Origin of the sequence: Brevibacterium spongiae (genome assembly GCF_026168515.1) — a bacterium.
In the GTDB taxonomy this organism is placed as follows: Bacteria; Actinomycetota; Actinomycetes; order Actinomycetales; family Brevibacteriaceae; genus Brevibacterium; species Brevibacterium spongiae.
Genome location: NZ_CP093443.1, coordinates 476,001 through 501,683, shown reverse-complemented (window position 1 = coordinate 501,683; position 25,683 = coordinate 476,001). Strand labels below are relative to the sequence as shown.

General features: G+C 66.4%; 24 protein-coding genes. 14 read left to right on the top strand and 10 right to left on the bottom strand.

The genetic code is table 11. The annotated features are described in order from the left end of the window. Positions 1-28: 28 nt before the first annotated feature. The 3 genes from L1F31_RS02285 to L1F31_RS02275 form a co-directional block, all read right to left on the bottom strand. Positions 29-1,315, bottom strand: a complete 1,287-nt coding sequence (locus L1F31_RS02285; RefSeq protein ID WP_265419086.1) for an alpha/beta hydrolase — start codon at positions 1,313-1,315, stop codon at positions 29-31. Continuing rightward, the gene (locus L1F31_RS02280) at positions 1,312-1,638 is read right to left on the bottom strand and encodes a hypothetical protein (protein WP_265419085.1); all 327 of its coding nucleotides are present in this window, start codon (positions 1,636-1,638) and stop codon (positions 1,312-1,314) included. The genes L1F31_RS02285 and L1F31_RS02280 overlap by 4 nt, the downstream gene beginning before the upstream one ends. A gap of 108 nt (positions 1,639-1,746) precedes the next feature. Further along, a complete protein-coding gene (locus L1F31_RS02275) occupies positions 1,747-3,372 on the bottom strand; it encodes an FAD-dependent oxidoreductase (protein WP_265419084.1) in 1,626 nt (541 codons plus the stop codon). 37 nt (positions 3,373-3,409) lie between these two features. Between L1F31_RS02275 and L1F31_RS02270 the strand changes: the two genes are divergently transcribed. Next, positions 3,410-4,819: a site-specific DNA-methyltransferase gene (locus L1F31_RS02270; protein WP_265419083.1), complete on the top strand. Its 1,410-nt coding sequence runs from the start codon at positions 3,410-3,412 to the stop codon at positions 4,817-4,819. A gap of 38 nt (positions 4,820-4,857) precedes the next feature. Here L1F31_RS02270 and L1F31_RS02265 read toward each other — a convergent pair whose 3' ends face one another. After that, entirely contained in the window at positions 4,858-6,075 is a 1,218-nt protein-coding gene (locus L1F31_RS02265) for an IS30 family transposase (RefSeq protein WP_265419350.1), read from the bottom strand. 125 nt (positions 6,076-6,200) lie between these two features. Further along, on the bottom strand, positions 6,201-6,884 hold the full coding sequence (locus tag L1F31_RS02260) for a TetR/AcrR family transcriptional regulator (protein ID WP_265419082.1): 684 nt from the start codon (positions 6,882-6,884) through the stop codon (positions 6,201-6,203). Positions 6,885-6,927: 43 nt separating this feature from the next. On the opposite strand from L1F31_RS02260, the gene L1F31_RS02255 reads away from it, so the two are divergent. The 3 genes from L1F31_RS02255 (at position 6,928) to L1F31_RS02245 (ending at position 9,202) form a co-directional block, all read left to right on the top strand. Next, complete coding sequence (locus L1F31_RS02255; protein WP_265419081.1) at positions 6,928-7,980, top strand: ABC transporter ATP-binding protein; 1,053 nt, start codon at positions 6,928-6,930, stop codon at positions 7,978-7,980. Further along, positions 7,977-8,795, top strand: a complete 819-nt coding sequence (locus L1F31_RS02250; protein WP_265419080.1) for an ABC transporter permease — start codon at positions 7,977-7,979, stop codon at positions 8,793-8,795. Before L1F31_RS02255 ends, L1F31_RS02250 begins: the two co-directional genes overlap by 4 nt. A gap of 110 nt (positions 8,796-8,905) precedes the next feature. After that, complete coding sequence (locus tag L1F31_RS02245; RefSeq protein WP_265419079.1) at positions 8,906-9,202, top strand: antibiotic biosynthesis monooxygenase family protein; 297 nt, start codon at positions 8,906-8,908, stop codon at positions 9,200-9,202. A gap of 45 nt (positions 9,203-9,247) precedes the next feature. Here the strand turns inward: L1F31_RS02245 and L1F31_RS02240 are convergent, their stop codons facing one another. Both L1F31_RS02240 and L1F31_RS02235 read right to left on the bottom strand, forming a co-directional pair. Then, positions 9,248-9,964: a potassium channel family protein gene (locus tag L1F31_RS02240; protein ID WP_265419078.1), complete on the bottom strand. Its 717-nt coding sequence runs from the start codon at positions 9,962-9,964 to the stop codon at positions 9,248-9,250. 111 nt (positions 9,965-10,075) lie between these two features. After that, entirely contained in the window at positions 10,076-11,410 is a 1,335-nt protein-coding gene (locus L1F31_RS02235; RefSeq protein ID WP_265419077.1) for a TrkH family potassium uptake protein, read from the bottom strand. 225 nt (positions 11,411-11,635) lie between these two features. Between L1F31_RS02235 and L1F31_RS02230 the strand changes: the two genes are divergently transcribed. Next, on the top strand, positions 11,636-13,096 hold the full coding sequence (locus L1F31_RS02230; RefSeq protein WP_265419076.1) for an APC family permease: 1,461 nt from the start codon (positions 11,636-11,638) through the stop codon (positions 13,094-13,096). A 483-nt stretch (positions 13,097-13,579) separates the two neighbouring features. On the opposite strand, the gene L1F31_RS02225 is transcribed toward L1F31_RS02230, so the two are convergent. After that, entirely contained in the window at positions 13,580-14,884 is a 1,305-nt protein-coding gene (locus L1F31_RS02225) for a glycine cleavage T C-terminal barrel domain-containing protein (protein WP_265419075.1), read from the bottom strand. Positions 14,885-15,028: 144 nt separating this feature from the next. On the opposite strand from L1F31_RS02225, the gene L1F31_RS02220 reads away from it, so the two are divergent. The 3 genes from L1F31_RS02220 (at position 15,029) to L1F31_RS02210 (ending at position 17,516) form a co-directional block, all read left to right on the top strand. After that, positions 15,029-15,889, top strand: coding sequence for a methylenetetrahydrofolate reductase (locus L1F31_RS02220; RefSeq protein WP_265419074.1), 861 nt, complete (start codon positions 15,029-15,031; stop codon positions 15,887-15,889). Positions 15,890-16,076: 187 nt separating this feature from the next. Beyond that, positions 16,077-16,574 (top strand): carboxymuconolactone decarboxylase family protein, encoded by a 498-nt coding sequence (locus L1F31_RS02215; protein ID WP_265419073.1) that lies wholly within the window; start codon positions 16,077-16,079, stop codon positions 16,572-16,574. Between the two features lie 42 nt (positions 16,575-16,616). Then, complete coding sequence (locus tag L1F31_RS02210; protein ID WP_265419072.1) at positions 16,617-17,516, top strand: sigma factor-like helix-turn-helix DNA-binding protein; 900 nt, start codon at positions 16,617-16,619, stop codon at positions 17,514-17,516. 27 nt (positions 17,517-17,543) lie between these two features. On the opposite strand, the gene L1F31_RS02205 is transcribed toward L1F31_RS02210, so the two are convergent. Beyond that, a complete protein-coding gene (locus L1F31_RS02205; RefSeq protein ID WP_265419071.1) occupies positions 17,544-18,293 on the bottom strand; it encodes an IclR family transcriptional regulator in 750 nt (249 codons plus the stop codon). Between the two features lie 119 nt (positions 18,294-18,412). On the opposite strand from L1F31_RS02205, the gene L1F31_RS02200 reads away from it, so the two are divergent. The 6 genes from L1F31_RS02200 to L1F31_RS02175 all read left to right on the top strand — a co-directional run bounded on the left by L1F31_RS02200 (position 18,413) and on the right by L1F31_RS02175 (position 24,777). Next, positions 18,413-19,189, top strand: a complete 777-nt coding sequence (locus L1F31_RS02200) for an IclR family transcriptional regulator (protein ID WP_265419070.1) — start codon at positions 18,413-18,415, stop codon at positions 19,187-19,189. A gap of 166 nt (positions 19,190-19,355) precedes the next feature. Continuing rightward, positions 19,356-21,869: a GcvT family protein gene (locus tag L1F31_RS02195; protein WP_265419069.1), complete on the top strand. Its 2,514-nt coding sequence runs from the start codon at positions 19,356-19,358 to the stop codon at positions 21,867-21,869. Positions 21,870-21,871: 2 nt separating this feature from the next. After that, positions 21,872-22,693 carry an electron transfer flavoprotein subunit beta/FixA family protein gene (locus tag L1F31_RS02190; RefSeq protein WP_265419068.1) on the top strand — a complete coding sequence of 274 codons (822 nt, stop codon included), beginning with the start codon at positions 21,872-21,874 and terminating at the stop codon, positions 22,691-22,693. After that, positions 22,690-23,694, top strand: a complete 1,005-nt coding sequence (locus L1F31_RS02185; protein ID WP_265419067.1) for an electron transfer flavoprotein subunit alpha/FixB family protein — start codon at positions 22,690-22,692, stop codon at positions 23,692-23,694. Before L1F31_RS02190 ends, L1F31_RS02185 begins: the two co-directional genes overlap by 4 nt. Before the next feature lie 79 nt (positions 23,695-23,773). Beyond that, positions 23,774-24,169, top strand: a complete 396-nt coding sequence (locus L1F31_RS02180) for an acyl-CoA thioesterase (protein ID WP_265419066.1) — start codon at positions 23,774-23,776, stop codon at positions 24,167-24,169. 203 nt (positions 24,170-24,372) lie between these two features. Continuing rightward, a complete protein-coding gene (locus L1F31_RS02175; protein WP_265419065.1) occupies positions 24,373-24,777 on the top strand; it encodes a VOC family protein in 405 nt (134 codons plus the stop codon). 50 nt (positions 24,778-24,827) lie between these two features. On the opposite strand, the gene L1F31_RS02170 is transcribed toward L1F31_RS02175, so the two are convergent. Beyond that, positions 24,828-25,682, bottom strand: coding sequence for a helix-turn-helix domain-containing protein (locus L1F31_RS02170; protein WP_265419064.1), 855 nt, complete (start codon positions 25,680-25,682; stop codon positions 24,828-24,830). Position 25,683: the final 1 nt, after the last annotated feature.

The window sequence follows — 25,683 nt, the reverse complement described above, 5'->3', positions numbered from 1 at the left end:
CCCGTGACCAGGTCTGACGAGCGTTGGGTTATTCCGCAAGGACTTCGGCGAGGCGGACGAGCATGAGTTCGCGCCACCACAGATATTCGTGTCCGCCGACAAAAGGGCGAGGTGCGAAGTCGATGCCGCGAGCAGCGAACTCTCCGGTCGCCTCGGCGACAGAGTCCGCAATGGCCGTCTCCAGAATCCCGTGGTCGACACAGAATGTCGGACGGTCGGCGGTCGCCGTCCGGGTTTCCAGCGTCCGAGACTCCGGCGCCCCTGCGAGTCTGCCCGGATCATCGTCGGTGGTGCTCGGCGTGAGATCCCAGATCCTGCGCCCCTGGTCGTCGGTTTCCCAGAACGACGGCGAGAGGCAGATCCCGCGGAACTCCTTCGGATGCCGCAGCGAGAAGAACGCCGCAGCCAGTCCGCCGTACGAGGCACCCGCGACGATCGTCCGGGCAGAGACCTCCGGGGCCGTCTGACGAACGAGCGCGAGCACGTCGTCACAGAACCGCGGATTCATCACGAGGTCGTCGGCGCGCTGACCGACGGCCGCGTCCTCGTCGGGGCCGTCGTTCCCGACGGGTGCATGGTCGATGGCGATGACCGCTGACGGCGGGGACACCAGTTCGTCGATCGCGGCGAGCAGTCCCCCGCGGATGAACCGCTCCCCATCGAAGACGACGAGCACCGGCGCCGAGGCGGGACCTCGCTGCGGTCGGTGGGTCCAGATCCGCCTCGGCGCGGAACCGAGGGTGATGACCTGTTCGTCGACGTCGGACAGACCTTCGCCTGCCCCGCTGCGGGAGCCGGTCGCCGGCCGGTCCCCACCGGTCCAGATCAGGGGTCGGGCGTCGGGAGCGGCGAGCTCGAGGACCTGTTTCCTGCGCATGTCCGTGACCGTGCGCAGGCCGTGATCACCAACGGGCACGAATCCCCGTTCGAGGACATCGAGCCAGGTCGGACGGTCGGCATCTTGGAGTCCTCGCGGCACGGGCAGGAAGCGAAGCGCCCCGCGATACCCTCGCGGAACCGGCAGCTCGATCGAATACCTCGTCGCGTCGGCACCGTCGACACTGTCGCCGCCCTCGTCCCGGGCAGAGTGCCGGGTCATGATTCCGCCCAGCACATTCCGTCGGTCGGTGACGCCGTTGAGGTCGACGAAGATCTCCTGCTCGTCACCGGGAGCCGCCTCGGCGGGGATGGATGAGGCCGGCAGATCCACCTGCAGCAACCAACTCTCGTCACGACCGTTTTCGGTCCACGTGCACAGGGCAGAAGTCGAACCGGTCTGCTCCGCCGAAGAACTGGCTGCACTGGTTCCGGTCATGATCCGACCGCCGCAGTGTCGATCGCCTTGTCGCCCTGGTCCTTCGCGTCGAGAACGGTCGAGACCCATTCGGCCTGTGACTGCCAGCTGTCAGGGGTATTCTCCTCGAATGGGATCGTGTCCTCGGTCGACCAGTGGAAAAGCTCCGGATCGTCGCCGCCGAACTCATCGATCGTCTCCTCCGCCCACGGCATCACGGGCTCGACCGGAGCTTCGGTCATCGCCACGGGGACCACGCCCACGGACAGAGCAGCGTCCGCATCGGAGACGTCGACGTGGAGGCGGGTCGAATCGCGGGCACAGGCATCGTCACTTTCGCTCATAGCTTGGTTAGCCTAAGCTAAATTACCATAGGAGCTGTCTGCGTCCCAGAGCGGCGGTGCAGGTCAGTTGGGAGCGTCAGCGCGACACGGATCGCCGGCGAGGAGATCTCAGCGGGCCGAGTTCTCGAAGGCCCGATCGACGATCGTTTCGGCAATCGCCAGCGCCGAGGTGGCCGCCCATCTCGGCACGGACCTGACCACGGTCAGCCTGCCGCGCCTGGTCATCGTGAGCTCGTCGATGAGTTCGCCTTCGGCGGTCATCGCCTGAGCTCGGACTCCGCGGGTCCCGGGCGCTACGGCGTTCGGGTCGAGTTCGGGGACGAAGCGGCGGATTCCGTCGACGAAGGCGGTTTTGCTCACCATGGGCTTCACTCCGCGGGCCGCTGTCTTCGCAGTCTGCGCGGCGAACTTCCAGAACCCCTTGGACCGGGCAGTCGAGGTGATGTCGGCGAGGTCGAATCCGTGCCGGTCGTAGGCTTCACGGCCGAGAGCGACGAAGGTGTTCGGTCCGAGGATGAGTCCGTCGTCGAGTCCCCGGACGATCGAGGTTTCGGTGAACGGGGCCTGCAGGTCGGGAACGGACCCGATGATGCCGCGGACCACCTCGGTGTCGGTGGCCGGGCTTCGGTAGAAGTCGCTGGTGAAGGGCACGATCCTCGGTTCGGCATCGAGTCCCGCAGAGACCGCGAGGCGATCGGCCTGGAGACCGGCGCAGACGATGACGATGTCGAAGGTGCCGAGCACTTCCTCGGCTGGCGCTTCGCTGCGCGACCTGCCGCCGGGAGCGTCACCGGTGCGTGAACCAGAGTCGCCGATGCGCGAGCCGTCGCGATTCGCCCACGCGTCGGAGACCTTCTGCGTCCACTCGCCGAGAGTCGATTCGGCCTGCTTGAACCAATCCTGCTGTCCGAAGCGATCGCGCAGCTCGTCTGCAATGCCGATGACGGGTTCGCGGCCCTCGTCTCCGCGATAGGTGCGCGGACGGTCATGGACCTGTTCGTCGCGTTGGTCGCGGTCGTGGACCTGGTCGTCGCGGCCGCCTCGGTCATCGACGGCATCCTTACCCGACCCGCCCCGTTCGCCGGCCGTGTTCGCACCACGGTCGTCCTCGTCTGATTCTCCGGCTGCGACCCCGTCCCCCGTCGGCGAGTCATCTGCCGGAACCGGGCGCCCGCGCAGTCGGACTTCGCTGCTCATGGTGTCGAATCCGGTGACCTCGGTTCCGAAGCGGAATGTCCCTCCGGCGGCGCGCACATCGGAGGCGAGCGCTGCGGTGAGCGCCGAGAAGTCGGCGATGGCTGCATGGGGTGAGAAGAGCCCGAGGACTCCTCTGACAGCTGGCTCGACGGCTCCGATCTCGTGACGCTCGAGCAGTCTGGCGCCTGGAACCTCATTGTCTTTGGCGCGGGCGAAGATCTCTTCGAGGCGCTCGGCCTCATCGGTGTTCTGGGCGATGAGCAGCTGCCCGCATTCCCGGTAGGGAACTCCTGCCTCAGCCATATAGGGAATGAGCAGCTCGAGACCTCGTCGGGTGAGTTTCGCCTCCGCTGAGCCGGGCTTCTGGTCGAGTCCGGAGTCGACGATTCCGGGGGTGTGACCGCTCTGATGTGCAGCGACGGACTCGGCTTTGTCGAAGACGGTGATCTCGGCGTCGGGGAACCGCTTGGCGACTTCGCAGGCGGCGGCGGCGCCGAGGATGCCGGCACCGACGATGGCCACTCGTGAAATACTCATACAGCAATCTTGGCACCGTTCGGGGTGAAGGAGAAGGATGACGACGGTCTTGGACTGGCCGGGCAAGGCCACGGCTTTCGCGCTCGGTCGCCGCCTCATCTCCGCCGGCGTCCCCGCGGCGAATCCCGGTGACGGGATCACATCAACGGAGCCCCGCCTCGGTGACGGGATCACATCAACGGAACCCCGCCTCGGTGACGGTGCTCCTCATCCGCGCCTGCGGGACGGCAATGGCGCGACTTACACCCCGGATCCGCGCGAGAATCTCCTTCTCATCGGCGACAATCTGCCCGGGCTCTCGGCGCTGCTGGCCACGCATCGCGGGCGGGTCAAGGTCGTCTACATCGATCCGCCGTACAACACGGGAAATGCGCACACGTACAAGGATCACGGGCACGATCACGCCAGTTGGCTGTCCTTCATGACGCCGCGGCTGCTGCTGGCCCGCGAACTCATGCGCGATGACGGGGTGCTCTTCCTCCATCTCGACGACAAGGAGAGCGCGTGGGCGCAGCTGCTCGGGCACGAGATCTTCGGGGAGGACAATTCGCTGGGCACGCTCATCCATCAGCGCGCGAAGGGCGGCGGCAATGCGCCCTCGTTCGTGCGCGGGCACGACTATGTGCACGTGTGGGCCCGGGATGCGAGCCGGGTGGGGCCGTTCCTCACGGAGAAGAAGTCACCGGCGAGGCTCGAGGTCATCGACGGCAAGCGGATGCTCGTCGAGACCGATGTGCTGCGCGCCGGGTTCGGCCGGTACGCGCGCGGATCCGAGCGGCGGCTGATGTACGAGGACATCGTCGCCGTCAAAGGGGAGAAGAAACTCGCCGAGGTGGACGCGAAGTTGGCATCGGGCGAGTACATCCTCAGGCCATGGGGTGAGGACGGCAAGCACGCGGTCGTGCGTGTGACCCCGGCGGAGAAGGCGAGTTCGAAGATGTACTCGATCATCAAGGCGCTCGGCGGGCAGAACGATCTGGAGCCGCTGGGTCTCGGCGGAGTGTTCAGCTATCCGAAGCCGGTCGAGCTGGTCAAGGCGCTCGTGGCCTCGCAGACCTTCTTCGACCCCGAGGCGATCGTGCTCGATTTCTTCGCCGGGTCCGGGACCACTGCGCAGGCTGTGATGGCCGCGAACGAGCGGGACTCAGGATCGCGGTCGTTCGTGCTCGTGCAGACTCCGGAGCCGCTGCGGTCGAAGAACGCCAAGGCAGTGGTGACAGGAGCGGGGTCGGTCGCGGGCGATGCCGGTGCCGGAGATGACGGCGCGGGCGTGGCCGGCAGGTCCGGCGCGGCCGGCAGGGCGGGCGGCGATGCTGCGTTCCCGACGATCAGCGAACTCACCGCCGAACGCATCCGCCGCGCCGCCGACATCCACGCCCCCGGACTGCAGTTCGCCCAGCTCGAGGTCGCCGACGGCGAACGGCCCGCCGCCACGCCCATCAGCTGAATTGTCTGGTCGATCCGCGTCGTTCTGAAGCGGCGGATTCAAGCTATCGTTGCAACACCTGTCGAATCGTCGTGTTCGTTCAATAGCTTAGCCAGGGCCTCGGCCGGTGTCTTCCAGCCCAGCCGTTTCCGGGGTCGGGCGTTGAGCTCAGCAGCGACCATATCGAGGTAACCCGACCCCCACTGGCTGAGGTCAGTGCTCTTCGGGAAGTACTGCCGATACAGCCCGTTGGTGTTCTCATTCGTTCCCCGCTGCCAAGGCGCATGCGGGTCACAGAAGTAGATATCAAAACCCGTGGCCTCAGCGATGCGTACATGTTCAGACATTTCACTGCCCTGATCCCAGGTCAGTGAGCGCTTCAACTCGGCCGGCAGCTGCGCCATCTTCGCGATCATCGCCTCGGCCACTGCGTTGGCTGTGTGTGACTCAGGCAGATGCAGCAACATCGAAAACCCCGTGGCACGCTCGACCAGAGTCCCGATCGCTGATCCCGATTCGACTGTCCCCAGGATAAGGTCGCCTTCCCAGTCGCCCGGCACGGCCCGGTCCTCGACCGCCTTGGGCCGGTCGGCGATGTTGACCATGTTCGGGATCCGTCCCCGCCGCTCCTGACTGGTTCTGCGCGGTTTACGCAGGCTGCGGCCCGTACGCAGATGCTTGACCAGTTCGCGCTTGAGTCCGCCTCGGCCTTGGACGTACAGGGACTGGTAGATCGTTTCGTGCGACACCCACATCTCCGGATCATCGGGGTAGTCCACGCGCAGTCGTGACGCGATCTGCTCGGGACTGTGGTTCAGTGCCAATCGTGCCTGCACCTCACGGCGCAGGGCAAGATTGGTAGTCAGCTTCCGGTCCCGGTGCCGATGGCGTTTCGCATCAGCGTCTTCCTGGGCGATCCTGGGCCGATAGGCCGGTCGGGAGGGTCTGACGTGTTCCGGGGCGCGTGCGGCGCGGCGCAGTTCGCGACTGATCGTTGACGGGCTTCGATTCAAACGCTCAGCGATTGCTCTGACGCCCAGCCCCTGACCCCGATAAACCGCGATGTCTTCACGGTCATCGATGGTCAGGAACCGGGTTGGGTGACCATAACCGATTGGTGGTTTCACACCTCCACGATGGCGAAACCACCGCCGAAGGATCGATACCGACACGCCCAATACCTCGGCGGCCTCTTCGACGGTCAATCCTGTCCTGATCAGGTCCCAGAATTGGGCCTCGACTGTTCTGGGCAGGGAACGGGGTCCGGGACGGGCCATGGCAACATCCTCCTCACTGGAGGTGTTGCGACGACTCCTTGAACCCAAGAGCCCGAGAACGCGTCGGATCGACCGGACAATCGCCAACGGCTGAGTTTCAGCGCGCCGATTACTCCAGCGCGAGGTCAATGTGCGGCCAGTTCGGCCAGTTCCGCTTCGAGGATCGCCTTCGCCGAGGCGGCGCTGCGCTCATCGAGCATGACCTCCTGAGCCAATCCCTTGCCCAGGGCGATCATCCGCATCACCCATGCCAGGGCGGCTGCGTTATCCGCGCCGCCGACCTCACCGCCGGTGGCCCCTGCATCGTCGGTACCAGCGTTGTCACCTGCAGCCTCTTGGCGCCAGCCCCCGGCCCGTTCAACGAGCCTCATTCCGAGGTCGAGGGTCGCGCGATCGGTGGCCCGGATGATCTCGCCGATCTGCTCGTCCATCACCGCTCTGGCAACGTACGTGTACCACACGGACGCCCCGATGCGCATGGCCTCACCTGTGGGAATGAACGCGAGGCAGAATTCCCGCAGGTCCCCCATCGCACTGCCGGAAGCCGATTCGGAAGTGCCACCGGCAGACTCCCGTTCGGTCCCCTCAGCGCCCTCCGCCACCTCGGCGCCTCGGGCGATCTGTCGGCAGCCTTCGAGGATGAGTTCGCTGCGGGAGGGGAAATAGTGCTGCACGCGGCCGATTGAGATTCCTGCCGCCTCGGCGACAGAACGGAACGACACTCCATCGATCCCGTTGAGGTAGATGACCTGCCACAGGGCGTGGACGATCTCGGTGCGGCGCTGGGCATGGTCGACGATCTTCGGCATGCCCCCACTTTACAATACGTTCAACTTGCATCATTATTGCGATATGAACATATTGCCATCGCGTGATGAGGGCATCGCGGTCCGCTCCCTGACGAAGAGCTACGGCTCTCACCGAGTCGTCGACGACCTCAGCTTCGACGTCGCACCCGGCCAGGTGACGGGATTCCTCGGCCCCAACGGCGCCGGCAAGTCGACGACTCTGCAGATGATCCTCGGACTCGTCTCCCCTGATTCCGGCACCGCGACCATCCACGGTCACCGCCTGTCCGTCCACCCGGATCCCGGCCGGGTCGCCGGAGCGTTCCTCGGTGCCGAGCACATGCTGTCGGGACTGACCGCTCGGGGGCATCTCGACTGGATCGCGAAGGCCACGGGGACCCCGGGTGACCGGATCGACGAGATGCTTGAACTCGTCGATCTCACCTGTGCGCATGCCCACCGCGTCTCGCAGCTGTCCCTGGGCATGCGGCAGCGGCTGGGGATCGCCGCTGCACTGCTCACCGGCCCTGATGTGCTCATCCTCGATGAACCGCTCAACGGACTCGACCCGGCCGGCATCACCTGGCTGCGGACCCTGCTCGCGGATTTCGCCGGCAGCGGCAGGACGGTGCTGCTCTCGAGCCACCTGCTCCGGGAGATCGAGCTCATCGCCCACCACGTCATCATCATCCGCGACGGCGCCCTCATCGCCGACCTCCCCCTGAGCGAGCTGCGACGGGAGTCGGCGGTGCGGGTGCAGGGGCCGAACCTCCTCCCGCTCCTCGACTATCTGCGGGCAGAAGGCGTCACGGTCGACGCGGATGAGGCGGTCGACGCAGATGAGGCGGTCGACGCGGATGAGGCGGTCGACGCGGATGAGTCGGTCGCCGCAGGTGAGGCGGACGCCAGGGCGCTGATCTACGACCGCGAACCCGGCGAGGTCTTCAGGCTCTGCGTCCGCCTCGGCGTCGAACTCACCGGGCTCCACGCGGGCGAACGCGACCTCGAAGACATCTTCATGGGCCTCACCGCGCCCACAGGGAAGCCGACCGACACCACCCAATCGAGCAGCACGCCACGGCACTCGACACAGCCGACTCCGGGAGGGCAGCTATGAGCACGACGACCAGAGCGCCGAAGACGTCTGCACCCCGGTGGATCTCGGCCGAATGGGCGAAGTTCCGGGACCTGCGACGACCCCGCCGGCTCCTCATCACCGCTCTCGTGCTCGGCGTGGGCACGGCCGTGCTCCTCATACTCACCATTCCCGCCACCCGCGGTACGGCACTGACGGACACCGGCACCGAGGATGTGCTCTCGGCCGGCGTCCTCGGCGTCGATGCCGCCGCAGCTGTTCTCGTCGTCCTCGCGGCCTGGTTCGCCGGGGCCGAATTCCGCACCGGGGCGATCACGGAGGCTCTGCTGCGGACCCGCGGCAGGGGCCACATCGTGACGGCGAAGACCCTCGTCATCGCTGTGGCCTCGGCTGTCACCGCGGTCGTCACCGCCGTGGCCGTCACCCTCTGCGGCATCGTCCTCGCGGGGACTGTCGCCGGCGCCGATGGGAAGGAGGTCCTCGAAGTCGCCTTCGGTCCCGATCATCTCCGGCTCGCGCTCGGCGGCGCCCTGCTGCCCGTGATCTTCTCGGTCCTCGCGGTGTTCGGCGCGGTCGCGTTCCGGTCGGTTGCCGGCGGAGTGCTCACACCGCTGGCTCTGCTCTCCGGGTCGATGGTCGCCGGGTGGCTGCCCGACGGTCCGGCTTCCCTCATCCGACCGCTGCTTCCTTTGGGTGCCGTCCACAATGTCAGCGGAATCGCCGAGGCGGGAGGAACCGAGTACGTCGGTGTCCTCCCAGCCCTCCTCGTCCTCATCGTCTGGGTGGTCGGCGGAGCAATGCTGGCGACGTGGCGTCTGCGCCGGCAGGACTTCTGAGGCACGGAATCTGAGACGCTGAGTGCGCTCTGCCGGACTCCTCAGACAGCACTCGGGTCAACGACGTAGGGTCGAAACGAGTCCGTCAGATACACCGAATAGGAGTCACCATGTCAGTCGTCGCCATCAATGCCCTCACCGTCCCGGAACCGGCTCGGGCCGAACTCGAGAAGCGCTTCGCCGAACGCAAGCACTCGGTCGACGGCTCCCCCGGCTTCGAAGGGTTCCAGCTGCTGCGCCCGGTGGCCGGCGGGGACCAGTACTTCGTCTACACTCAGTGGGCGACCCGTGAGGACTTCGAGAACTGGCGCGCCAACCGCTCGCCTGCCCACGAGACCAGCGGCAAGAAGCCCGTCTCCGAGCAGGCGAATCTCCTCGAGTTCGAGGTCGTCGACCTCGGCGAGTGAGGGTCGCCAGACCAACCGCAGCAACACGGACCCAAGGACGTCGGCCTATGCGTCGGCGTCCTTGTCCAATTCGCTGAAGGCCTCGACCTTCTTCGGATTCCCTGCCACGAGGATCTCGTCGTCGGCGTAGAGGATGACGTCACGATCGGCGATGTCCCAGTGGGAGCCGCCTCGACGCTTGAAGGCGACGATCGTGACGTCGTATCTCCCGCGCAGCCCCAGCGAAGCCAAGGGCACGTCGGCGACACGCACCGGCGGGGTGGTGCGGGCGAGGACGAAATCCTCGTCGATGGGCAGGAAGTCCGAGATGTGCCCTCTGATCAGGTGCGCCAGACGCCGGCCCATGTCGTTTTCGGGGCTGATGACGTTCGTGATGCCCAGCTGGTGGAGGATCTCGGCGTGGGGTTCGCTGATCGCCTTCGCCCAGATGTGCCGATTGCCGAGTTTGAGGATCCGGGAGGCTGCGAGGATGCTCGCCTGGAGGTCGCTGCCGATGGCGATGACGACGCGGGAGACCTCGTCGATGCCCAGCTGCCGCAGCACCACCTCGTCGGTGGCATCCGCGCGGGAGGCGTAGGCGATGATGTCGGCGTATTCGGACACCGCCGCTTCGTCGATGTCGACGCCGATGACCTCGACCCCGTGCTCGGCGAGCTCACGGGCCAAGGATCCGCCGAAGCGGCCGAGCCCGATGACGGCCACCGCCCCGTCCTTGGCCAGGGGTGTGGGGTCGCCGGTGAAGAACGACGCTGATCGCGCCATCCAAGATCTTTCGTTCACTGTCGTGTCCTTTCTCAACCTTCGCCCTGCTCAGCGCTCCGACTGACGGTCGGGCCGCCTCGGCGAGGGTGTCGGCATTCGATGATCCGGCGCTCAGCCGATCAGCGGTCGTTCCTTCGGAAGTTCGTAGCGGATGGGTCGTTCGCGCAGGGCCAGCCCGGAGGCGACGGTCACCGGGCCGAGCCGGCCGAGCGCCATGGTGAGGATGAGGACGATCTGGCTGGGGGCCGAGAGGTCCGCGGTGATTCCGGTCGACAGGCCGACTGTGCCGAAGCCGGAGATGACTTCGAAGAGGACCCGGCTGAGGCCGAACCTCGGATCGCAGAGCAGGATGACCATCGTGGCCAGCAGCACCCAGCCGAGCGCGAGGACGATGACCGTCGTCGCCTGTCGGTGCACGTCACGGGAGATGCGGCGACCGAAGAGCGTGACCGAGCGTCCGCCGCTGATCTCCGTCCAGGTCGTGGCCGCGAGCACGGCCATCGTCGTGATCTTCACGCCGCCCGCGGTGCCGGCCGGGCCGCCGCCGATGAACATGAGGATGTCCATGCCGAACCACGACACCGTGTGCATCTGGCTGATGTCGATCGAATTGAACCCGGCCGTGCGGGTGATCGTCGACTGGAATGTGGCCGCCTGGATCTTCCCCCACGCGTCGAGGTGGCCCATCGTCGCGTCGTTGTTCCACTCGATCACGGCGATGAAGACGGTGCCCCCGATGAGCAGGACCGGGGTGAGCACGACCATGATCCGCGTGGTCAGACCCCATCTCAGCGGGGTCCGGTATCGCCGGACGAGTTCGATGAGCACCGGATAGCCGAGCCCGCCGAGGACGACCGCCAGCCCGATGGGACCGCAGATGAAGGGATCGGCCACGTACCCCATGAGGTTGTCCTTGCGGAGGCCGAATCCGGCGTTGTTGAACGCGGAGATCGAGTGGAAGATCGCGTCCCAGATCGCGCGTGCGACCGGTTCGTCGTAATGGAGGGAGAACCGGAGGAACAGCGCCGAGGCGACCGCGAGTTCCGTACCGAAGGTCAGTGCCGTGATGCGCAGAACGAGGGGCTTGACGCCGCCGATCGCGTCGCTTTTGGTCTCCGAGGCCACGGACTGGCGCAGCCGCAGACCGGCCTTGCCTGCCAGCAGCAGAGCGAGAAGAGCAGTGAGCAGGAGGACACCGAGCCCGCCGGCCTGGATGAGGCAGATGATGACGATCTGGCCGAAGAGCGTGAAGTCCTGCCCGGTGTCGAGGACGACCAGGCCGGTGACGCTCAGCGCCGAGGTGGCGGTGAAGAGGGCTTTGAGCAGTGAGATGCCGCCTTCGGCGACGGTGGCTGCCGGGGTCATGAGCAGAGTCGTTCCGGTGACCAGTGCCATGAGGTAGCCCGCGATGACGCGGACGATCGCTGAGCGATGTGAGCTGTGCACTCACGAAATGTAGCACCATTGCTCGGGGATGAACCTGTGTGCAGACAACTCCCCGGTAACGGTCAGAATCCTGCTACTCTGCCATTCTGAGTGGTTCGGGTCGGCCTGGAGTCACCCCGTGCCATGCCCGTGCCCGTGCTCTGCCCGCGGCTCGTCTCGCAGCTCGTTTCCGAGACGCATCGAAAGCAGCTGCAGTTCGTCCACAGAGAAGTGTCGAGGTATCCCATGAGTCAATCCGAATCCCAGACCATCACCGAGGACCGGGGACACGGCTTCGTCCGCGCCCTCGGCACGGTCGATGCACTCTTCATCGGCTTCGGCGCGATGATCGGCTTCGGCTGGGTCGTGCTCACCGGAGAATGGCTCAACGGTGCGGGCACGCTCGGGGCGATCATCGCCTTCGCCGTCGGCGGCATCATCATGTGCTTCGTCGGCACAGTGTATTCGGAGATGGTGGCGGCCATGCCGCACGCCGGAGGTGAGCACAACTACCTCATCCGGGCAATGGGCCCGCGGGTGTCTCTGTTCGGGTCGTGGGCGATCACCGGCGGATACATCAGCGTCGTCATGTTCGAGGCAGTGTCCGTGCCGAAGACCGCGGTCTACCTGTTCCCGAATCTCGAGCAGATCAAACTGTGGAACGTCGCCGGCTTCGACGTCTACCTCACGTGGGCGCTGGTCGGCACGATCACCGCGATCATCATCGCCTTCGTCAACATCCGCGGCGTCAAGATCGCCTCAATGGTCCAGACCTTCGTCGTCTGGTTCCTCATCATCGTCGGCCTCATGCTGCTGACCGGCGGTTTCGTCGGCGGCAAGCTGGAGAACACCGAACCGCTGTTCACCGGCGGCGGCGCCGGGTTCATCGGCGTCATGGCGGTCGTGCCGTTCCTCTTCGTCGGTTTCGACGTCATCCCGCAGTCCGCCGAGGAGGTCAAGCTTCCTCCGGCGAAGATCGGCAAGCTCGTCGTGCTGTCCGTGGTCATGGCGATCGTCTTCTACATCATCATCATCGGCACCACGTCGATGGCGATGCCGGCGTCGCAGCTGGGCACCCATGATCTGGTCACGGCTGACGCGCTGTCGATCATGTTCGACTCGACCGTCTGGGGCAAGATCGTCATCGCCGGCGGTCTCGCCGGAATCATCACGTCGTGGAACGCCTTCCTCATGGGCTCCTCGCGCCTGATGTGGGCGATGGCCGCGGCCGGAATGATCCCGAAGTGGTTCGGCAAGCTGCATCCGAAGTACCGCACCCCGTCGAACGCCATCATCTTCATCGGCATCCTCTCGGCGATCGCACCGTTCTTCGGCACCGCCGCACTCGGGTGGATCGTCGACGCCGGGTCGCCGGCCATCGTCATCGCGTACTTCCTCGTCAGCGTCGGGTTCCTCGTGCTGCGCAAGCGCGAACCGAACATGGAACGGCCCCTGCGCATCGGCGGTGCCCGCAACGGCGGCGTGATCATCGGAGTGATCTCGTCGGTGCTCACGTTCATCCTCTTCATCCTCTACATCCCGATCACCCCGGTCTCTGCGCAGCTGGCGTGGCAGTCGTGGGTCGGCTTCGCGGTCTGGCTGCTCGTCGGCATCTGGTTCATGTTCCGCCTGCCCACCGGCATCAAGGCCGGCCCGAACGCTGAGACCGAGCTGCTCGCGAAGGTGAAGTCGCTGCGCAAGAAGTAACCGCCGCGGCGGCACCCGCTCCGTCGCCGCCACGCGGCACCACAACGCACCCCTCACCGAGGCGGGGCACCCGCTTCGTTCCCGCGCAGCCACCTCCCTGTGCATCCACCTCCCTGCGCAGCCACCTCCCTGTGCATCCACTTCCCTGCGCAGCCACTTCCACGCACCCCTCACCGTTAGGTTCATATCATCCCGTTGCAACGGGGTGGTGTGAACCTAACGGTGAGGGGTGCGCGACTATCTGTAGGAGGCACCGCTACCGGTGCGGGATGCCGGCGCAGCAGCGCTCTGCCCGAACTGTAGGAGGTGCCGCTGACAGTGAGGGATGCACCCACGCCAAGCAGGCACCGAACGGTAGGGGCTGCCACTGACAGTGCGGACTGCCGGCGCGAGATCGCTGCGCGTTCCGAGCCCGGGCATGCGAACGCGGCCGCCGGCCTGAGGCAACGGCGACCGCGCTCGGTCTCGGGAGCGGGAGTGGTCTCAGACGGCGGCGTCGAGGCCGCGCATCTTCAGACGCTCACGCTGATTGGGGTTGACACTCGGGCGGAACGGCATCTCGACCACCTCGGCGCGGACCGGGACTCCCGGGGTGTCCGCGAACGGCTCCGGCAGGTGCACCCAGTATTCGGTGCCGAGCGCCGTGGCTTCGACCGGCACATGCGCCATCGCGATATTCGCTTCGAGCTCCGGCGAGTACCACGGGGACGTCACATAGCCGACGGCATCTCCCTCGGCACTTGCGCTGACGAGCCAGAAGTCCGGCGCATAGTCCGTGATCGGTTTGCCGCCGACCAGCAGACCCACGAGCTGCGTCCGGTACGGCGGGGTGCCGGCCTCGAGCAGTCCGCGCACTTCTTCGAGCCTTGCCTTGCCGATGTAGTCGGCTTCCTTCTTCCGCGGTACCTGGTAGGACAGGTTGACCTGGAAGGGCAGGGTCTCGAAGTCCATGTCCTGGCCCCACGAGAGGATGCCCGCGGCGATCCTGCGGTGGTGGCTCGGGGCGACGACCCTGAGGTTGTAGGGCGCACCGGCCTCCAGCACGGCATTCCACATATCCTCGGCGTACTTCGTCGCGTCCTTGAGGTAGATCTCGTACCCCTTCTCCCCGGTGAACCCCGTCTGGGAGATGATGACGTCGCGGCCGCCGACCTGGGCCTCCATGAGACCGTAGCTCGGCAGGGTCCGTCCCTCCTCACCGACGAGGTCGGCGATGACGTCGACGGACTTCGGTCCTTGGACCTGCACCGGCGAAACGTCGATCTCGCCGATCGTGACGTCGAATCGGCCGCCGACGTTGACCCCCTGCAGCCAGAGCATGAGGTCGGTGTCGGAGAGGCTGAACCAGAACTCGTCGATCGCGACCCGCAGCAGGATCGGATCGTTGAGGATGCCGCCTGCTTCATTGCACAGAATGACGTAGCGGGCGCGCATCACCGGGATCTTCGTCGCGTCACGGGTGATGACGAAGTTCACGAACGCCTCGGCGTCGGGGCCCTTGACCTGGATCTGCCGTTCCACGGCGACGTTCCACAAGGTGACGTCGTTGACGAGTGATTGATACTCGGCCATCATCCCGCCTTCGTCGCGGGGAATGTAGCCGCGCGGGTGATACATCCGGTTGTAGATCGAGGCCCGCCAGCATCCTTGCTGCATGGACAGTTCCCAGTACGGGGACTTGCGGACTCGGGTGTCGATGAGCATCTCGACCGGGGTCGGCCCGGACTGTCGTAGGTTGATCGGGACTTCTCTGTCGCTTTGGTCCACTGTGGGGACGTTGTTGTCCATGGTGTTCCCCCTGCTCGCACAGTTCTATATTATGGAACTCAATTCCCATATTATGGGTATAATGAGTGTAGGATCGAAGGCACCGGGACGCAAGGGACTCGGACTCCGAGTTTCATGAATCGGCCGTTCGCGAAGGAGACGAGGATGTCACAGGCGACTCTGCGCACGCTTCTCAGCACCGCCCGCTACGAAATTCTGCCCACGGCCGGAATCGTCGAACGCGTCGGTGAATACGTCGCTCCCGGCCGCGAGATCACCGTGACCGCATCGACGGGGCTGACTCTCGAGGCGACGCTGTCCACCGCCGAACAGCTCCAGGCCTCAGGCTTCCGCGCGGTGCCGCATATCGCGGCACGGATGATCCATGGTCGTCCCGAGCTCACGGAGATCGTCGATCGACTCGCCGAGGCGGCCATCGACCGGATCTTCGTCCCCGCCGGGGACGCCACTCCCCCTGCCGGTGGGTACGTGGGCGCGCATGACCTCCTCGTCGATCTCTCGAGCATGGCCGCTCCGTTCCAGCACATCGGCGTCAGCGCCTACCCGGAATCGCATCCTCTCATCCCCGATGACGTGACGGTGCAGGCGATGTGGGACAAACGCGACTACGCCACCCACCTCGTGTCGAACCTGTGCTTCGACCCCACGACCGTGGCTTCCTGGCTGGCCCGAGTGCGTGCGCGCGGCATCGAGCTGCCGCTCATGCTCGGGATCGCCGGCAAGGTGGAGCTGGCGAAGCTCGCCCGGGTCGCGACGAAGATCGGAGTGGGCGAATCCACGCGGTTCCTGCGCAAGAACACCGCGACCTTCACGCGGATGGCCAAGCCCGGCGGCTACAACCCGCGGAAGTTCCTCGACCGGCTGGCCCCCGCACTCGACGACCAGGACATGGGCGTGGCCGGGCTGCACATCTACACGTTCAATCAGATCAAGGACACCGAGGTGTGGCGGCGCAGGCAGCTCGCCGCCCTCGGTGGTGCCGAAGAGGTCTCGAGCGTGTGGTGACGGACGCTGAAGGCGTTTCCTGACGGATGCCGGTAAGGCCAGTGGTGACGGACGCCGGAAAGGCCGCTCCGCGGACCAGATGTCACACTTCGGGTTCCCGATCCGACATACCGGATGACGGGCGAAGGGTCGCCCGCCGCAGCCGCATCGCGACAGCATCGCGAACACACCATGCGAAAGGGAACCCATGACACGCATCAGCCTCGACCAGATCAATCAGAAGGCCTATTCTTCGGTCGCCCATATGGACTCATACTGCAGGCGAGCGCTCGGCACCGAACTCTATGACTTCGTGAAGCTGCGCGCCTCCATCGTCAATGGCTGCGGATTCTGCGTCGACATGCACTCAAGTGACCTCCTCGCCCACGGGATCTCGTCGCGCAAGGTCCTCAACGTCGCCGCCTGGCAGCATGCCGGTGCGATCTTCGACGACCGCGAACGCAGTGTCTTCGCCCTCACCGATGCCGTCACGAAGATCGGCCCGGATTCCGTCACCGATGAGATCTGGGAGGCGGCGGCGAGTCACTTCGCGCCCGAAGAGCTCGGTGACCTGCTGCTCGGGATCGCGACGATCAATGTGTGGAACCGTCTGGCGATCAGCACCGAGACCACCCCGCCGGCAGAGACCACCCCGCTGGCAGAGTCCGATGCCGCCGCGGCGCCCGCACCCGGCGATCGGTCGTGACGCGACGCCGCCGAGAGCTGACGCTGGTCTACATTGGTGCACGTGAACTCAGTCGACACCGACACACCTGCGACCCGTGCCTGGGGTGACCACCGCAGCCGTCTCTTCGGGATCGCCTATCGCATGCTCGGAGATGTCGGACTGGCCGAGGACGTCGTCTCCGAGGTCGGCATCGCTGCAGTCGTCCAGGAGCGCAAGAGCGCAACCGTGCAGTCCTGGCCGGGGTGGCTGACGACTGTCTGCGTGCGTCGGTCGATCGACGAGGCGCGACACCTCGAGAGCGTCAAGGAGGAATACCCAGGAGCGTGGCTGCCCGAGCCGGTCGCCACCGAGGCGCTTCCCGACGAGGCCCTGGCGAACAAGGAGCTGCTGTCGGTGACCTTGCTGCATCTGGCCGATCAGCTCACTCCCGAAGCCAGAGCCGCCGTCGTCCTCGCTCGTGCGTTCGACGTCCCCACGGGCGAGATCTCCTCGATCCTGGGCAAGTCCGCCGCCGCAGTCCGGCAGATGATCTCCCGCGCCGAACGGCGACTCGACCTCGACCGGCATACGGCACACTCCGGCAACAGGCAGGTGATCGACCGACTCGTCGATGCGATCCGCTCCGGCGATCAGTCCGGGGCTCTGCGTCTGCTTCTGGCAGACGACGCGATCTTCTGGAGCGACGGTGGAGGACTGGTCCCGTCGACGCGCAATCCGCTCTTCGGCAACGACCGCATCATCCGCTTCCTCACTGCGGTCATCGATCCGGACGATCCCACCAGCCAACAGGTGACCGGAGTCGTCGATGTCAACGGCGAACCGGCCATCGCAGTCACCAAGGACGCAGGCCTGCGCGTGCTTGCGGTCGAGATCGACGAAGCCGGGCTCGTGGCGGGTCTGCGCCAGGTGAACAACCCGCACAAGCTGGAACGACTGCGCGCTGGTGTCGGACTGCGGTAGCCGGCGGCCGGCTGCGGAGCGGTGCCTCTACCGGTGGGCGACCTTGCGCTTGAGCGTCCGCGACAGCAGCCCTGCCTCATCAGCCAGCAGGGCACCGAGGCGGTCGTGGTGTTCGGCGATGCGCATCGTCGGTCCCGAGATGCCGACGGCCGCGACGACATCACCGTCGGTGCCGAAGACGGGGGCGGCCAGGGCGTCGAGGCCGATCTCGAATTCTTCGTGGACGATGGCGAATCCGCGTTCTCGCACCTGAGCGAGGTCATCGGTGAGCTCCTTGCGCGAGCCCAGCGTCCGGTCCGTCCGACGCTCCAGTCGACCGGTCGGCAGCGGGATGACGTCGAAGGCGTACATGACCTTGCCGAGTGCCGAACAGTGGGGCGGCACATCGACATCGGCCCAGTTCGTCGCACCGAGGACGAAGGTCGAATCGACCTGAGCGACCTGGACGACTCCCCGCGGTCCGGGCATCGCCAGATTGACGGTCTCCCCGGTCTCCTCGCTCAAGCGCTGCAGCGTCGGATCGGCCGCGGAGACGAGATTCTCGACCCGATCGAAGCGCGATGCGTAGGTCGCGAACAGCGAACCCCCGCGATAGAGGCCGTCACCGTCGCGTTCGACAAGCCCGTTGCGTTCGAGGGCCGAGAGCAGGCGCGAGACCGTGGACCGGGCCAGATCGGTCTCCTCGACCACCTCGGTGTAGGAGATCGGTTCGTCGGACCGGACCACCAGCGACAGTATTTCGGCCGCCCGGTCGATCGACTGGGTCCCATTGCTCATCGTGCTCAGCTCCGTCGGGGACAGTAGGCCGGCGCACTCAGGTCGCGCCGACCGCACTCACCCTACCCCACACCCATCGGCCTCTGTCCGGGTTGCGCCATGTGCGTTACAGTTTCGAAATGAGCAACAGCGAGGTCGCTTCCGGCGGAGTGCAGTCCGTCGACCGGGCCGTGACGATCCTCGAGATCATCGCCCGCACCGGACTGGCCGGGATCACCGAGATCGCCGGCGAGCTCGGTGTGCACAAATCGACGGCCTCACGCATCGTCTCCACGCTCGAGGCCCGCGGCCTCGTCGAACAGGATCAGCACCGCGGGAAGTACCGTCTCGGGCTGTCGATCCTCCGTCTGGCCGGGGCGACGACCGCACGCCTGGACATCGTCCAGGAGGCCCGCCCGATCACGAAGATGCTCGCCGAGGCGACCGGTGAGACGATCAACATCGCCGTGCTCTCCGACGGCGCCGCCCTCTACCTCGACCAGGCGGCGTCAACGGCGTCGGTGCAGAGTCACAACTGGGTCGGTCAGCGCATTCCGCTGCACGCGACCTCCAACGGCAAGGTCCTGCTCTCGGGGCTGAGCAAGGCCGGCGTCCGTGAGACCGTGGGGCCGAAGCTGCCGCGCTTCACCCCGCACACCGTGACCTCGGTCCCGCAGCTGCTCACCCAGGTCGCCGAGGTGGCCGCATCCGGATTCTCGCTCGTCATCGATGAGCTCGAGGTCGGGCTGACCGCCGTGTCCGCTCCCGTGCGCAATGCCCACGGCGATGTCATCGCTTCGATCTCCGCGTCGGGACCGAGCTTCCGCTTCACCGAGGAGAAGGTGACCTCGGCCAGGGAGCTGCTCGTCCAGGCCGCCGCAGACATCTCCGCCCGCCTCGGCTGGCGCGAGCACTGAGCCCGGCGCGAGCACTGAACCACACGATCCGGGCACGGATCACCCTCTTGACACACCCACCTCGGCGCGGGACGATCATCGTACGCAGTTCCACATAGCGCACCTCGTTGCATGATTCGCAACACTGCAGGTGAAGGCGAAGAGGCCTTCAGAGAGGAGCCGGCTCATGGCTTCCGTCCCCGCCCAGGCCAGCGTCGTCGTTGTCGGAGCAGGCATCGTCGGCAACAGCCTCGTCCACCATCTCGCCGAGCTCGGATGGACCGACATCGTCCAAGTCGACAAGGGTCCGCTGCCGAATCCGGGCGGCTCGACCGGCCATGCCTCGAACTTCATCTTCCCCGTCGACCACTCGCGTGAGATCACCGACCTCACCCTCGACAGCATGCGCCAGTACAAGGACCTCGGCGTCTTCACCGAATCCGGCGGCCTCGAGGTCGCCCGCACCGACGAGCGGATGCAGGAGCTGCGCCGCCGCATGGCCTCGGCGCGCGCATGGGGCATCGAATCCTCCCTCGTCACCCCCGCCGAGGTGGTCGAGAAGGTGCCGTTCCTCGATCCCGAGGTCATCCTCGGCGCCTTCTGGACCCCGACCGTCGGTGTCGTCGATTCCGTGCGGGCGGGCACGATGATGCGCGAATCCGCCGAAGCGAAGGGAGCACTGACGGTCTCGCCGAACACCGAGGTCACCGGCATCGACGTCGACGACGGCCAGATCACCCGCGTGCACACCACGAAAGGCGAGATCGAGACGAACCGCATCCTCATCGCCTGCGGAGTGTGGAGCCCACGCATCGCGGCCATGGCCGGAGCCGCGATCCCCCTGACCCCGGCGGTCCACCAGATGATCAGCGTCGGCCCTGTCCCCCAGCTGGCCGAACGTCCCGGCGAGATCTCGTTCCCGATCGTGCGGGACATGGACACCTTCTGCTACGAACGCCAGCACGGATCGGACATGGAGATCGGCTCCTACGCGCACCGGCCCATCCTCCACGACCCGGACGAGATCCCCTCGATCGAGGCCGCGAAGCTCTCCCCCACGGAGATGCCATTCACCGATGACGACTTCGATCCGCAGCTCGAGCAGGCACTTGAACTCATGCCCGAGGTGCTGTCGAACCCGGACGTCGAAATCCGCTACGCCATCAACGGACTCTTGTCCCTGACCCCGGACGGGGCGCCCATCCTCGGCGAATCACCGCAGGTGAAGGGCCTGTGGTCGGCGGCGGCAGTGTGGGTGAAGGAAGGACCGGGAGTCGGTCGGGCGGTGGCCGAATGGATGACGAACGGACTGCCCGAGATCGACGTTCAAGGTGCGGACATCGCGCGTTTCCACTCCCACCAGCGCACCCGCGCTCATGTGAAGGCCCGCACCTCGGAGGCGTTCAACAAGACCTATGGCATCGTCCACCCCTCCGAGCAGTGGAGTTCCGACCGCAACGTTCGCCGCTCCCCGATGTGGCAGCGCGAAGCCGACCTGGGTGCGGTGTTCTTCGAAGCCGGCGGGTGGGAGCGCCCGCAGTGGTATGAGTCGAATGCCGGCCTGCTCGAGGAGTTCGGCGACGCTGTCATGGACCGCAGAGCCGAATGGGACCGCCGCTGGTGGTCCCCGATCATCAACGCCGAGCACCTCGCGATGCGCAAGCGCGCCGGACTCGTGGATCTCTCCAGCTTCGTCATCTTCGACGTGTTCGGTCCTGCCGCCCTCGATGCGGTTCAGCACATCGCTCTGGCGCAGATGGATGTTGCGATCGGCCGGGTCGTCTACACTCCGATCCTCGATGAGGGAGGCGGGTTCCGCTCGGATCTCACGATCATGCGCCTGGCCCACGACCGGTTCCGCGTCGTCACGGGAGCCGCCCACGGGATGGTCGACGTGAAATGGTTCGCCGACAGGCTGCCGGCGACCGGCGCGCAGATCGCCGACCTCACGAGTTCGTGGACGACGATCGGTCTGTGGGGACCGCGAGCCCGCGACATCCTCGGCGCTCTCACCGGTGCCGATGTCTCTCATGAGGGGTTCAGATTCGGGACGGCACGGACCATCGAGATCGGCTCCCTCGAGGTGCTCGCCTCGCGCATCTCCTATGTCGGCGACCTCGGCTGGGAGCTCTACGTGCCGATGGAATCGAGCCTGAAACTCTGGGACGCGCTCATGGAGGCCGGCGACGAGCACGGGCTGATCCCCGTCGGTCTCGGTGTGTACGGCACGACGGGTCGGATCGAGAAGGGCTACCGGGCTTTCGGTGCTGAGCTCGATTCCGAACGCAGCGTCGTCGAGGTCGGGATGAGCCGACCGAAGGTGAAGGCCCAGGAGTTCATCGGCAAGGCCGCCCACCTGCGCCACCGCGACGAGGAGCCGAAGACCGTGCTGTGCTCGCTCACCGTCGATGACCACACGAGCACCAGCGGTGAGAAGCGGTACATGCTCGGCGGAGAACCCATCGTCTCTGCGAACGGTCAGCCGCTGGTCGACGGGCACGGACGCACCTCCTACGTCACTTCGGCGGGGTCGGCTCCGAGCCTCGGCAAACACGTGCTCATGGCGTTCCTCCCGCCCGCCGAGGCGGTGCTGGGCAACCGACTCCAGGTCGTGTACATGGAGGAGTTTTACCCGGTGACAGTGGCCGCGATCGATTCCACGCCGCTGTTCGACCCCGACAACGAGAGCATCCGGAGGTAGCCGTGAACATCCTCGTGTGCATCAAACGCGTCCCCGATATTGCCGGTGCCGTCACCCTCGATGACGCGGGGACCGGCATCGACGAATCCGGGCTCGGCCACACAATGTCCTCCCATGAGGAGTGCGCGGTCGAGCTCGCGATCCAGACCGCGGCCGCGACCGGTGGGACGGTCACGGTGCTCACTGTCGGCCCCGCCGAGGCGGTCGAACAGCTGCGCGCGGCCGTGGCCGTGGGCGCGAACGACGGGATCCTCATCGAGGCGGCCGATCCGTCCGTGTTCGGTCCCGAGGACATCGCGCAGGTCATCGGTGATGTCGTCCGCGACCGGGCGGAGGCGGGACAGTCCTTCGACCTCGTGCTGCTGGGCAATGATGCCGCCGACACCGGTGACTTCCAGGTCGGCATCCGGCTGGCCTATGACCTCGAGTACCCGGTGCTCACGAACATCCAGATGCTCACCCCGGCAGAGGATGGCAGCGGGCCCGGAGCTGGAGCGAACTCCACGGCGGGAGGGTCCGGGTCCGTCGAAGCCCGTGGAATCGGGCCGGCCGGCACGGAGATCTTCGCGCTCGATCTGCCCGCCGTCGTCGCCGTCCAGGAGGGCGGAGTCGACCCGCGCTATCCCTCGATCACGGGGCGGATGAAGGCGAAGAAGGCTGCGATCGTCGAATACGACGCCCCGGAACCGGGGACGGGAAATCCGCGGATCCGGCTCGAACTGCCTGAGGTGAAGGCGAGTGCTGTGACCATCCTCGGTGAGGGTCCGGATGCGGCTCCTGCCTTGGTCGATGTTCTGGAAGAGATCGGAGTGATCCGGCCATGACCTACGTCTTCGTCGAAACGGACACGTCCGGCGACGTGACCCTCACGTCCGCCGAGGCCATCACCTTCGCCCGCACAAACACCCACTTACTACCTGACGGCGCCGCAGCAACCTCGCGCCGGGTTGCTGGGGACCCGTCGGGTAGCACGGAGGGGGTGGTGGTCGGGGAACTCACTGATGATGCCGTCGCCCAGTTGGGGCGGCTGGGGGTCAGCGTCATCCACCATCTCGAGCACCCTGACCTCGAGGACTATTCGGCTGCCGCATGGGCGCAGGCGATCGTCGACATCGCTCCGGAATCCGGGACGCTGCTGGCCTCGGGCACACCGCGCGGCATGGAGCTCATGGCTCATGTCGCCGTGCGCACCGGTCAGGCCATGGCCGCGAACATCGTCGCCTGCGACGATGACGGACTGCTGCGGCAGGTCTTCGGCGGCACTGCCTTCGAACGCCTCCGCCTCGACGGAGACCTGCACGTGCTCACGATCGCCGGCCACGCCTGCAATCCTGAGGAGACGACCCCGGTGACACCGGAGGTCTATGACTATGACCTCACCATCGCCGAGGCGGACCTGGCCACCCGTGTTCAGCGCACCGAGGCCGAGGTCGCCGACGACGCATCCGGCCTGACCTCGGCAAGAGCCGTCGTCGGGGCCGGTCGCGGGGTGGGTTCGGAGAACGGATTCGGCGAGGTCCTCGAACTCGTCGACCACCTCGGCGGGGCCTTGGGCGTCTCCCGTGTGGTCACGGGTCTCGGCTGGCGACCGCACTCCGAACAGGTCGGCCAGACCGGTTCCCGGATCTCCCCCGACGTCTACATCGCCTGCGGAATCTCCGGGGCGATCCAGCACATGGCCGGAATCGAGGGGGCGAAGACGCTCGTGGCGATCAACACCGACGCGGAGGCCACGATGGTCCAACGCGCCGACTACGCGATCATCGGCGACCTCCACGAGGTGGTCGCCGCCGTCAACGAGGAGATCGTCCGCCGGAAGCAGTGATTTCCGTGGCCGCCCGCAACCTGATTAACTATGGAACGATCGTTCAGACATAGTTCCCAATCAGCTCCCGGAGGCAGTCATGGCCACTTTCGAACTCTCACCCGAAGTGCGCTGGTCGGATCAGGACCTGCTCGGCCACGTCAACAACGCCCGGATGATCACGCTCATCGAGGAGTGCCGCGTCCGCTGGATGCACGAGATCCGAGCCGGACACATCACCGGCGGCGGACTTTTAGTCGCCCGCCAGACCATCGACTACCTCATCCCCGTCATGTACGGCCCCGAGCTGAAGATGACCGTGACGGTGAAGAAGCTCGGCAACTCCTCGTTCACCGTCAATACCCGCGGTGACCAGGACGGACGTCAGGTCTTCGACCACGACTGCGTGCTCGTCCACATCGACCGGGAGACTCAGAAGCCGGCCCCGCTCACGCCCGAGCTGCGGGCGGTCTTCGAGCCCTACCTGCAGAGCTGAGCGCTGGGCCGGCCGGTCAACTGATTCCGGCTCACGGAACGCCGCACTGGGTGGACGAAATGGTCACGAATTCCCGCGGGGGACGTGACCATTTCGACCGCCTAGGCACAGTGGGAACGCCCAGCAGGAATGTCCGAAACTGCCGCGCAATCATGGCCGATTCGTTCAAGCCGACCCCCGGTCCGCCAGCCTAGGCTGAAGGCATGAAACTCGACGCGATCTCCATCATCACCGCCGACATGCCTACCGCCATCGCCTTCTACTCCGCGCTCGGCCTCGAGCTCGTCGACGGCGGCCCGGACGCCCCGCACACCGAGTTCACCTCCGGTGCCCTGCGGATCCTCCTCGACACCGAGGCGGTCATGCTCGGCATCGATCCCGAATGGACCCCGCCGACCGGCGGACACAAGATGTCCCTGGCCTTCGACTGCACCACCGCCGAGGCGGTCGATGAGACATTCGCCCAGCTCACCGGCCGTGGCGATGGAGACAGCAAGCCCGTGGCCGGGATCGTCCACGAACCCTGGGACGCGTTCTGGGGACAGCGCTACGCCGTGGTCTCCGACCCCGACGGCAACAAGGTCGACCTCTTCGCCGCCCTCGACTGAGTCCGTCCGCATCAGAGGCAACCGCCGACGTCCGGGACAGCCCCAAGGCCTCACCCGATGAGCGAGCGTTCATCGCGTCGCAGGTGGGCAGCGTCGGAATAGCCGACCTCCGCGGCCGCCGCGGTGCGGGTGTGACCTGCGGCGATGAGTTCTCGGGCGGCCTGCCAGCGCAGGATTTTTGCCAGATGTTTGGGACCGTAGCCGAACCATTCGGCACTCAGCCGGCGCAGCTGCCGCGGTGAGTACGCGAACTCGGCAGCCGCCTCGGCGACGGTCTGCGCAGGCGTGCCCGACCGCGCGTCCAGGCGCTCGGCCAAGGCCATCGGCCGAGGATCCAAGGACGCCCGCTCCGTCAGTTCGCCGGCCACACCGAGCAGGACCCGAACTGCCCCCTTCACCGAGGCGGCCCCGTCCTGATCCGCGCCCCGCACCCCAAATCCGCGACGCTCCACCCCGGATCCGCTGCCCCGCACCTCGGACAGTCTGCCGCCGAGCACCGCATCGAGCGGTGCCACCCGGTCGGCCAGCTCACTCGCCGAGGTGGCCAGCAGCTGCGGGAGCACACCCGAGTCGAAGCGCAGACCCACGGTCGGGGCGGTCGAACCGGCATACGTCCGGGCCAGGGAATCGGCACCGGCGATGACGATCCGCCCATCGATGACGATGAGGTCCATGCACCCATCGGGAACGATGAGCGTGCTGGCCGGAGCAGGCGCGGCAGCCACCCCGGCGGAGGGGTTCCCACGGTCGGGGTCAGCCGCCTCGGCGAAACGGTCAGCCGCCTCGGCGAAACGGTCAGCCGCCTCGGCGAAACGGTCAGCCGCCTCGGCGAGGGAATCCGTCGCATCGGGAGCCGAGACCCACAGGCTCGCGTGGAGCCGGGGGATGCGGGTCTGTCTGTACATG

Excerpts from the sequence above, each read along its gene's own strand:
- L1F31_RS02250 (WP_265419080.1), top strand. The coding sequence starts at position 7,977 with ATGAGCACGACGACCAGAGCGCCGAAGACGTCTGCACCCCGGTGGATC.
- L1F31_RS02265 (WP_265419350.1), bottom strand. The coding sequence starts at position 6,075 with ATGGCCCGTCCCGGACCCCGTTCCCTGCCCAGAACAGTCGAGGCCCAA.
- L1F31_RS02275 (WP_265419084.1), bottom strand. The coding sequence starts at position 3,372 with ATGAGTATTTCACGAGTGGCCATCGTCGGTGCCGGCATCCTCGGCGCC.
- L1F31_RS02170 (WP_265419064.1), bottom strand. The coding sequence starts at position 25,682 with ATGTACAGACAGACCCGCATCCCCCGGCTCCACGCGAGCCTGTGGGTC.
- L1F31_RS02270 (WP_265419083.1), top strand. The coding sequence starts at position 3,410 with ATGACGACGGTCTTGGACTGGCCGGGCAAGGCCACGGCTTTCGCGCTC.
- L1F31_RS02195 (WP_265419069.1), top strand. The coding sequence starts at position 19,356 with ATGGCTTCCGTCCCCGCCCAGGCCAGCGTCGTCGTTGTCGGAGCAGGC.
- L1F31_RS02240 (WP_265419078.1), bottom strand. The coding sequence starts at position 9,964 with ATGGCGCGATCAGCGTCGTTCTTCACCGGCGACCCCACACCCCTGGCC.
- L1F31_RS02280 (WP_265419085.1), bottom strand. The coding sequence starts at position 1,638 with ATGAGCGAAAGTGACGATGCCTGTGCCCGCGATTCGACCCGCCTCCAC.
- L1F31_RS02230 (WP_265419076.1), top strand. The coding sequence starts at position 11,636 with ATGAGTCAATCCGAATCCCAGACCATCACCGAGGACCGGGGACACGGC.
- L1F31_RS02205 (WP_265419071.1), bottom strand. The coding sequence starts at position 18,293 with ATGAGCAATGGGACCCAGTCGATCGACCGGGCGGCCGAAATACTGTCG.
- L1F31_RS02175 (WP_265419065.1), top strand. The coding sequence starts at position 24,373 with ATGAAACTCGACGCGATCTCCATCATCACCGCCGACATGCCTACCGCC.
- L1F31_RS02200 (WP_265419070.1), top strand. The coding sequence starts at position 18,413 with ATGAGCAACAGCGAGGTCGCTTCCGGCGGAGTGCAGTCCGTCGACCGG.
- L1F31_RS02215 (WP_265419073.1), top strand. The coding sequence starts at position 16,077 with ATGACACGCATCAGCCTCGACCAGATCAATCAGAAGGCCTATTCTTCG.
- L1F31_RS02245 (WP_265419079.1), top strand. The coding sequence starts at position 8,906 with ATGTCAGTCGTCGCCATCAATGCCCTCACCGTCCCGGAACCGGCTCGG.
- L1F31_RS02220 (WP_265419074.1), top strand. The coding sequence starts at position 15,029 with ATGTCACAGGCGACTCTGCGCACGCTTCTCAGCACCGCCCGCTACGAA.
- L1F31_RS02180 (WP_265419066.1), top strand. The coding sequence starts at position 23,774 with ATGGCCACTTTCGAACTCTCACCCGAAGTGCGCTGGTCGGATCAGGAC.
- L1F31_RS02260 (WP_265419082.1), bottom strand. The coding sequence starts at position 6,884 with ATGCCGAAGATCGTCGACCATGCCCAGCGCCGCACCGAGATCGTCCAC.
- L1F31_RS02185 (WP_265419067.1), top strand. The coding sequence starts at position 22,690 with ATGACCTACGTCTTCGTCGAAACGGACACGTCCGGCGACGTGACCCTC.
- L1F31_RS02255 (WP_265419081.1), top strand. The coding sequence starts at position 6,928 with ATGAACATATTGCCATCGCGTGATGAGGGCATCGCGGTCCGCTCCCTG.
- L1F31_RS02285 (WP_265419086.1), bottom strand. The coding sequence starts at position 1,315 with ATGACCGGAACCAGTGCAGCCAGTTCTTCGGCGGAGCAGACCGGTTCG.
- L1F31_RS02225 (WP_265419075.1), bottom strand. The coding sequence starts at position 14,884 with ATGGACAACAACGTCCCCACAGTGGACCAAAGCGACAGAGAAGTCCCG.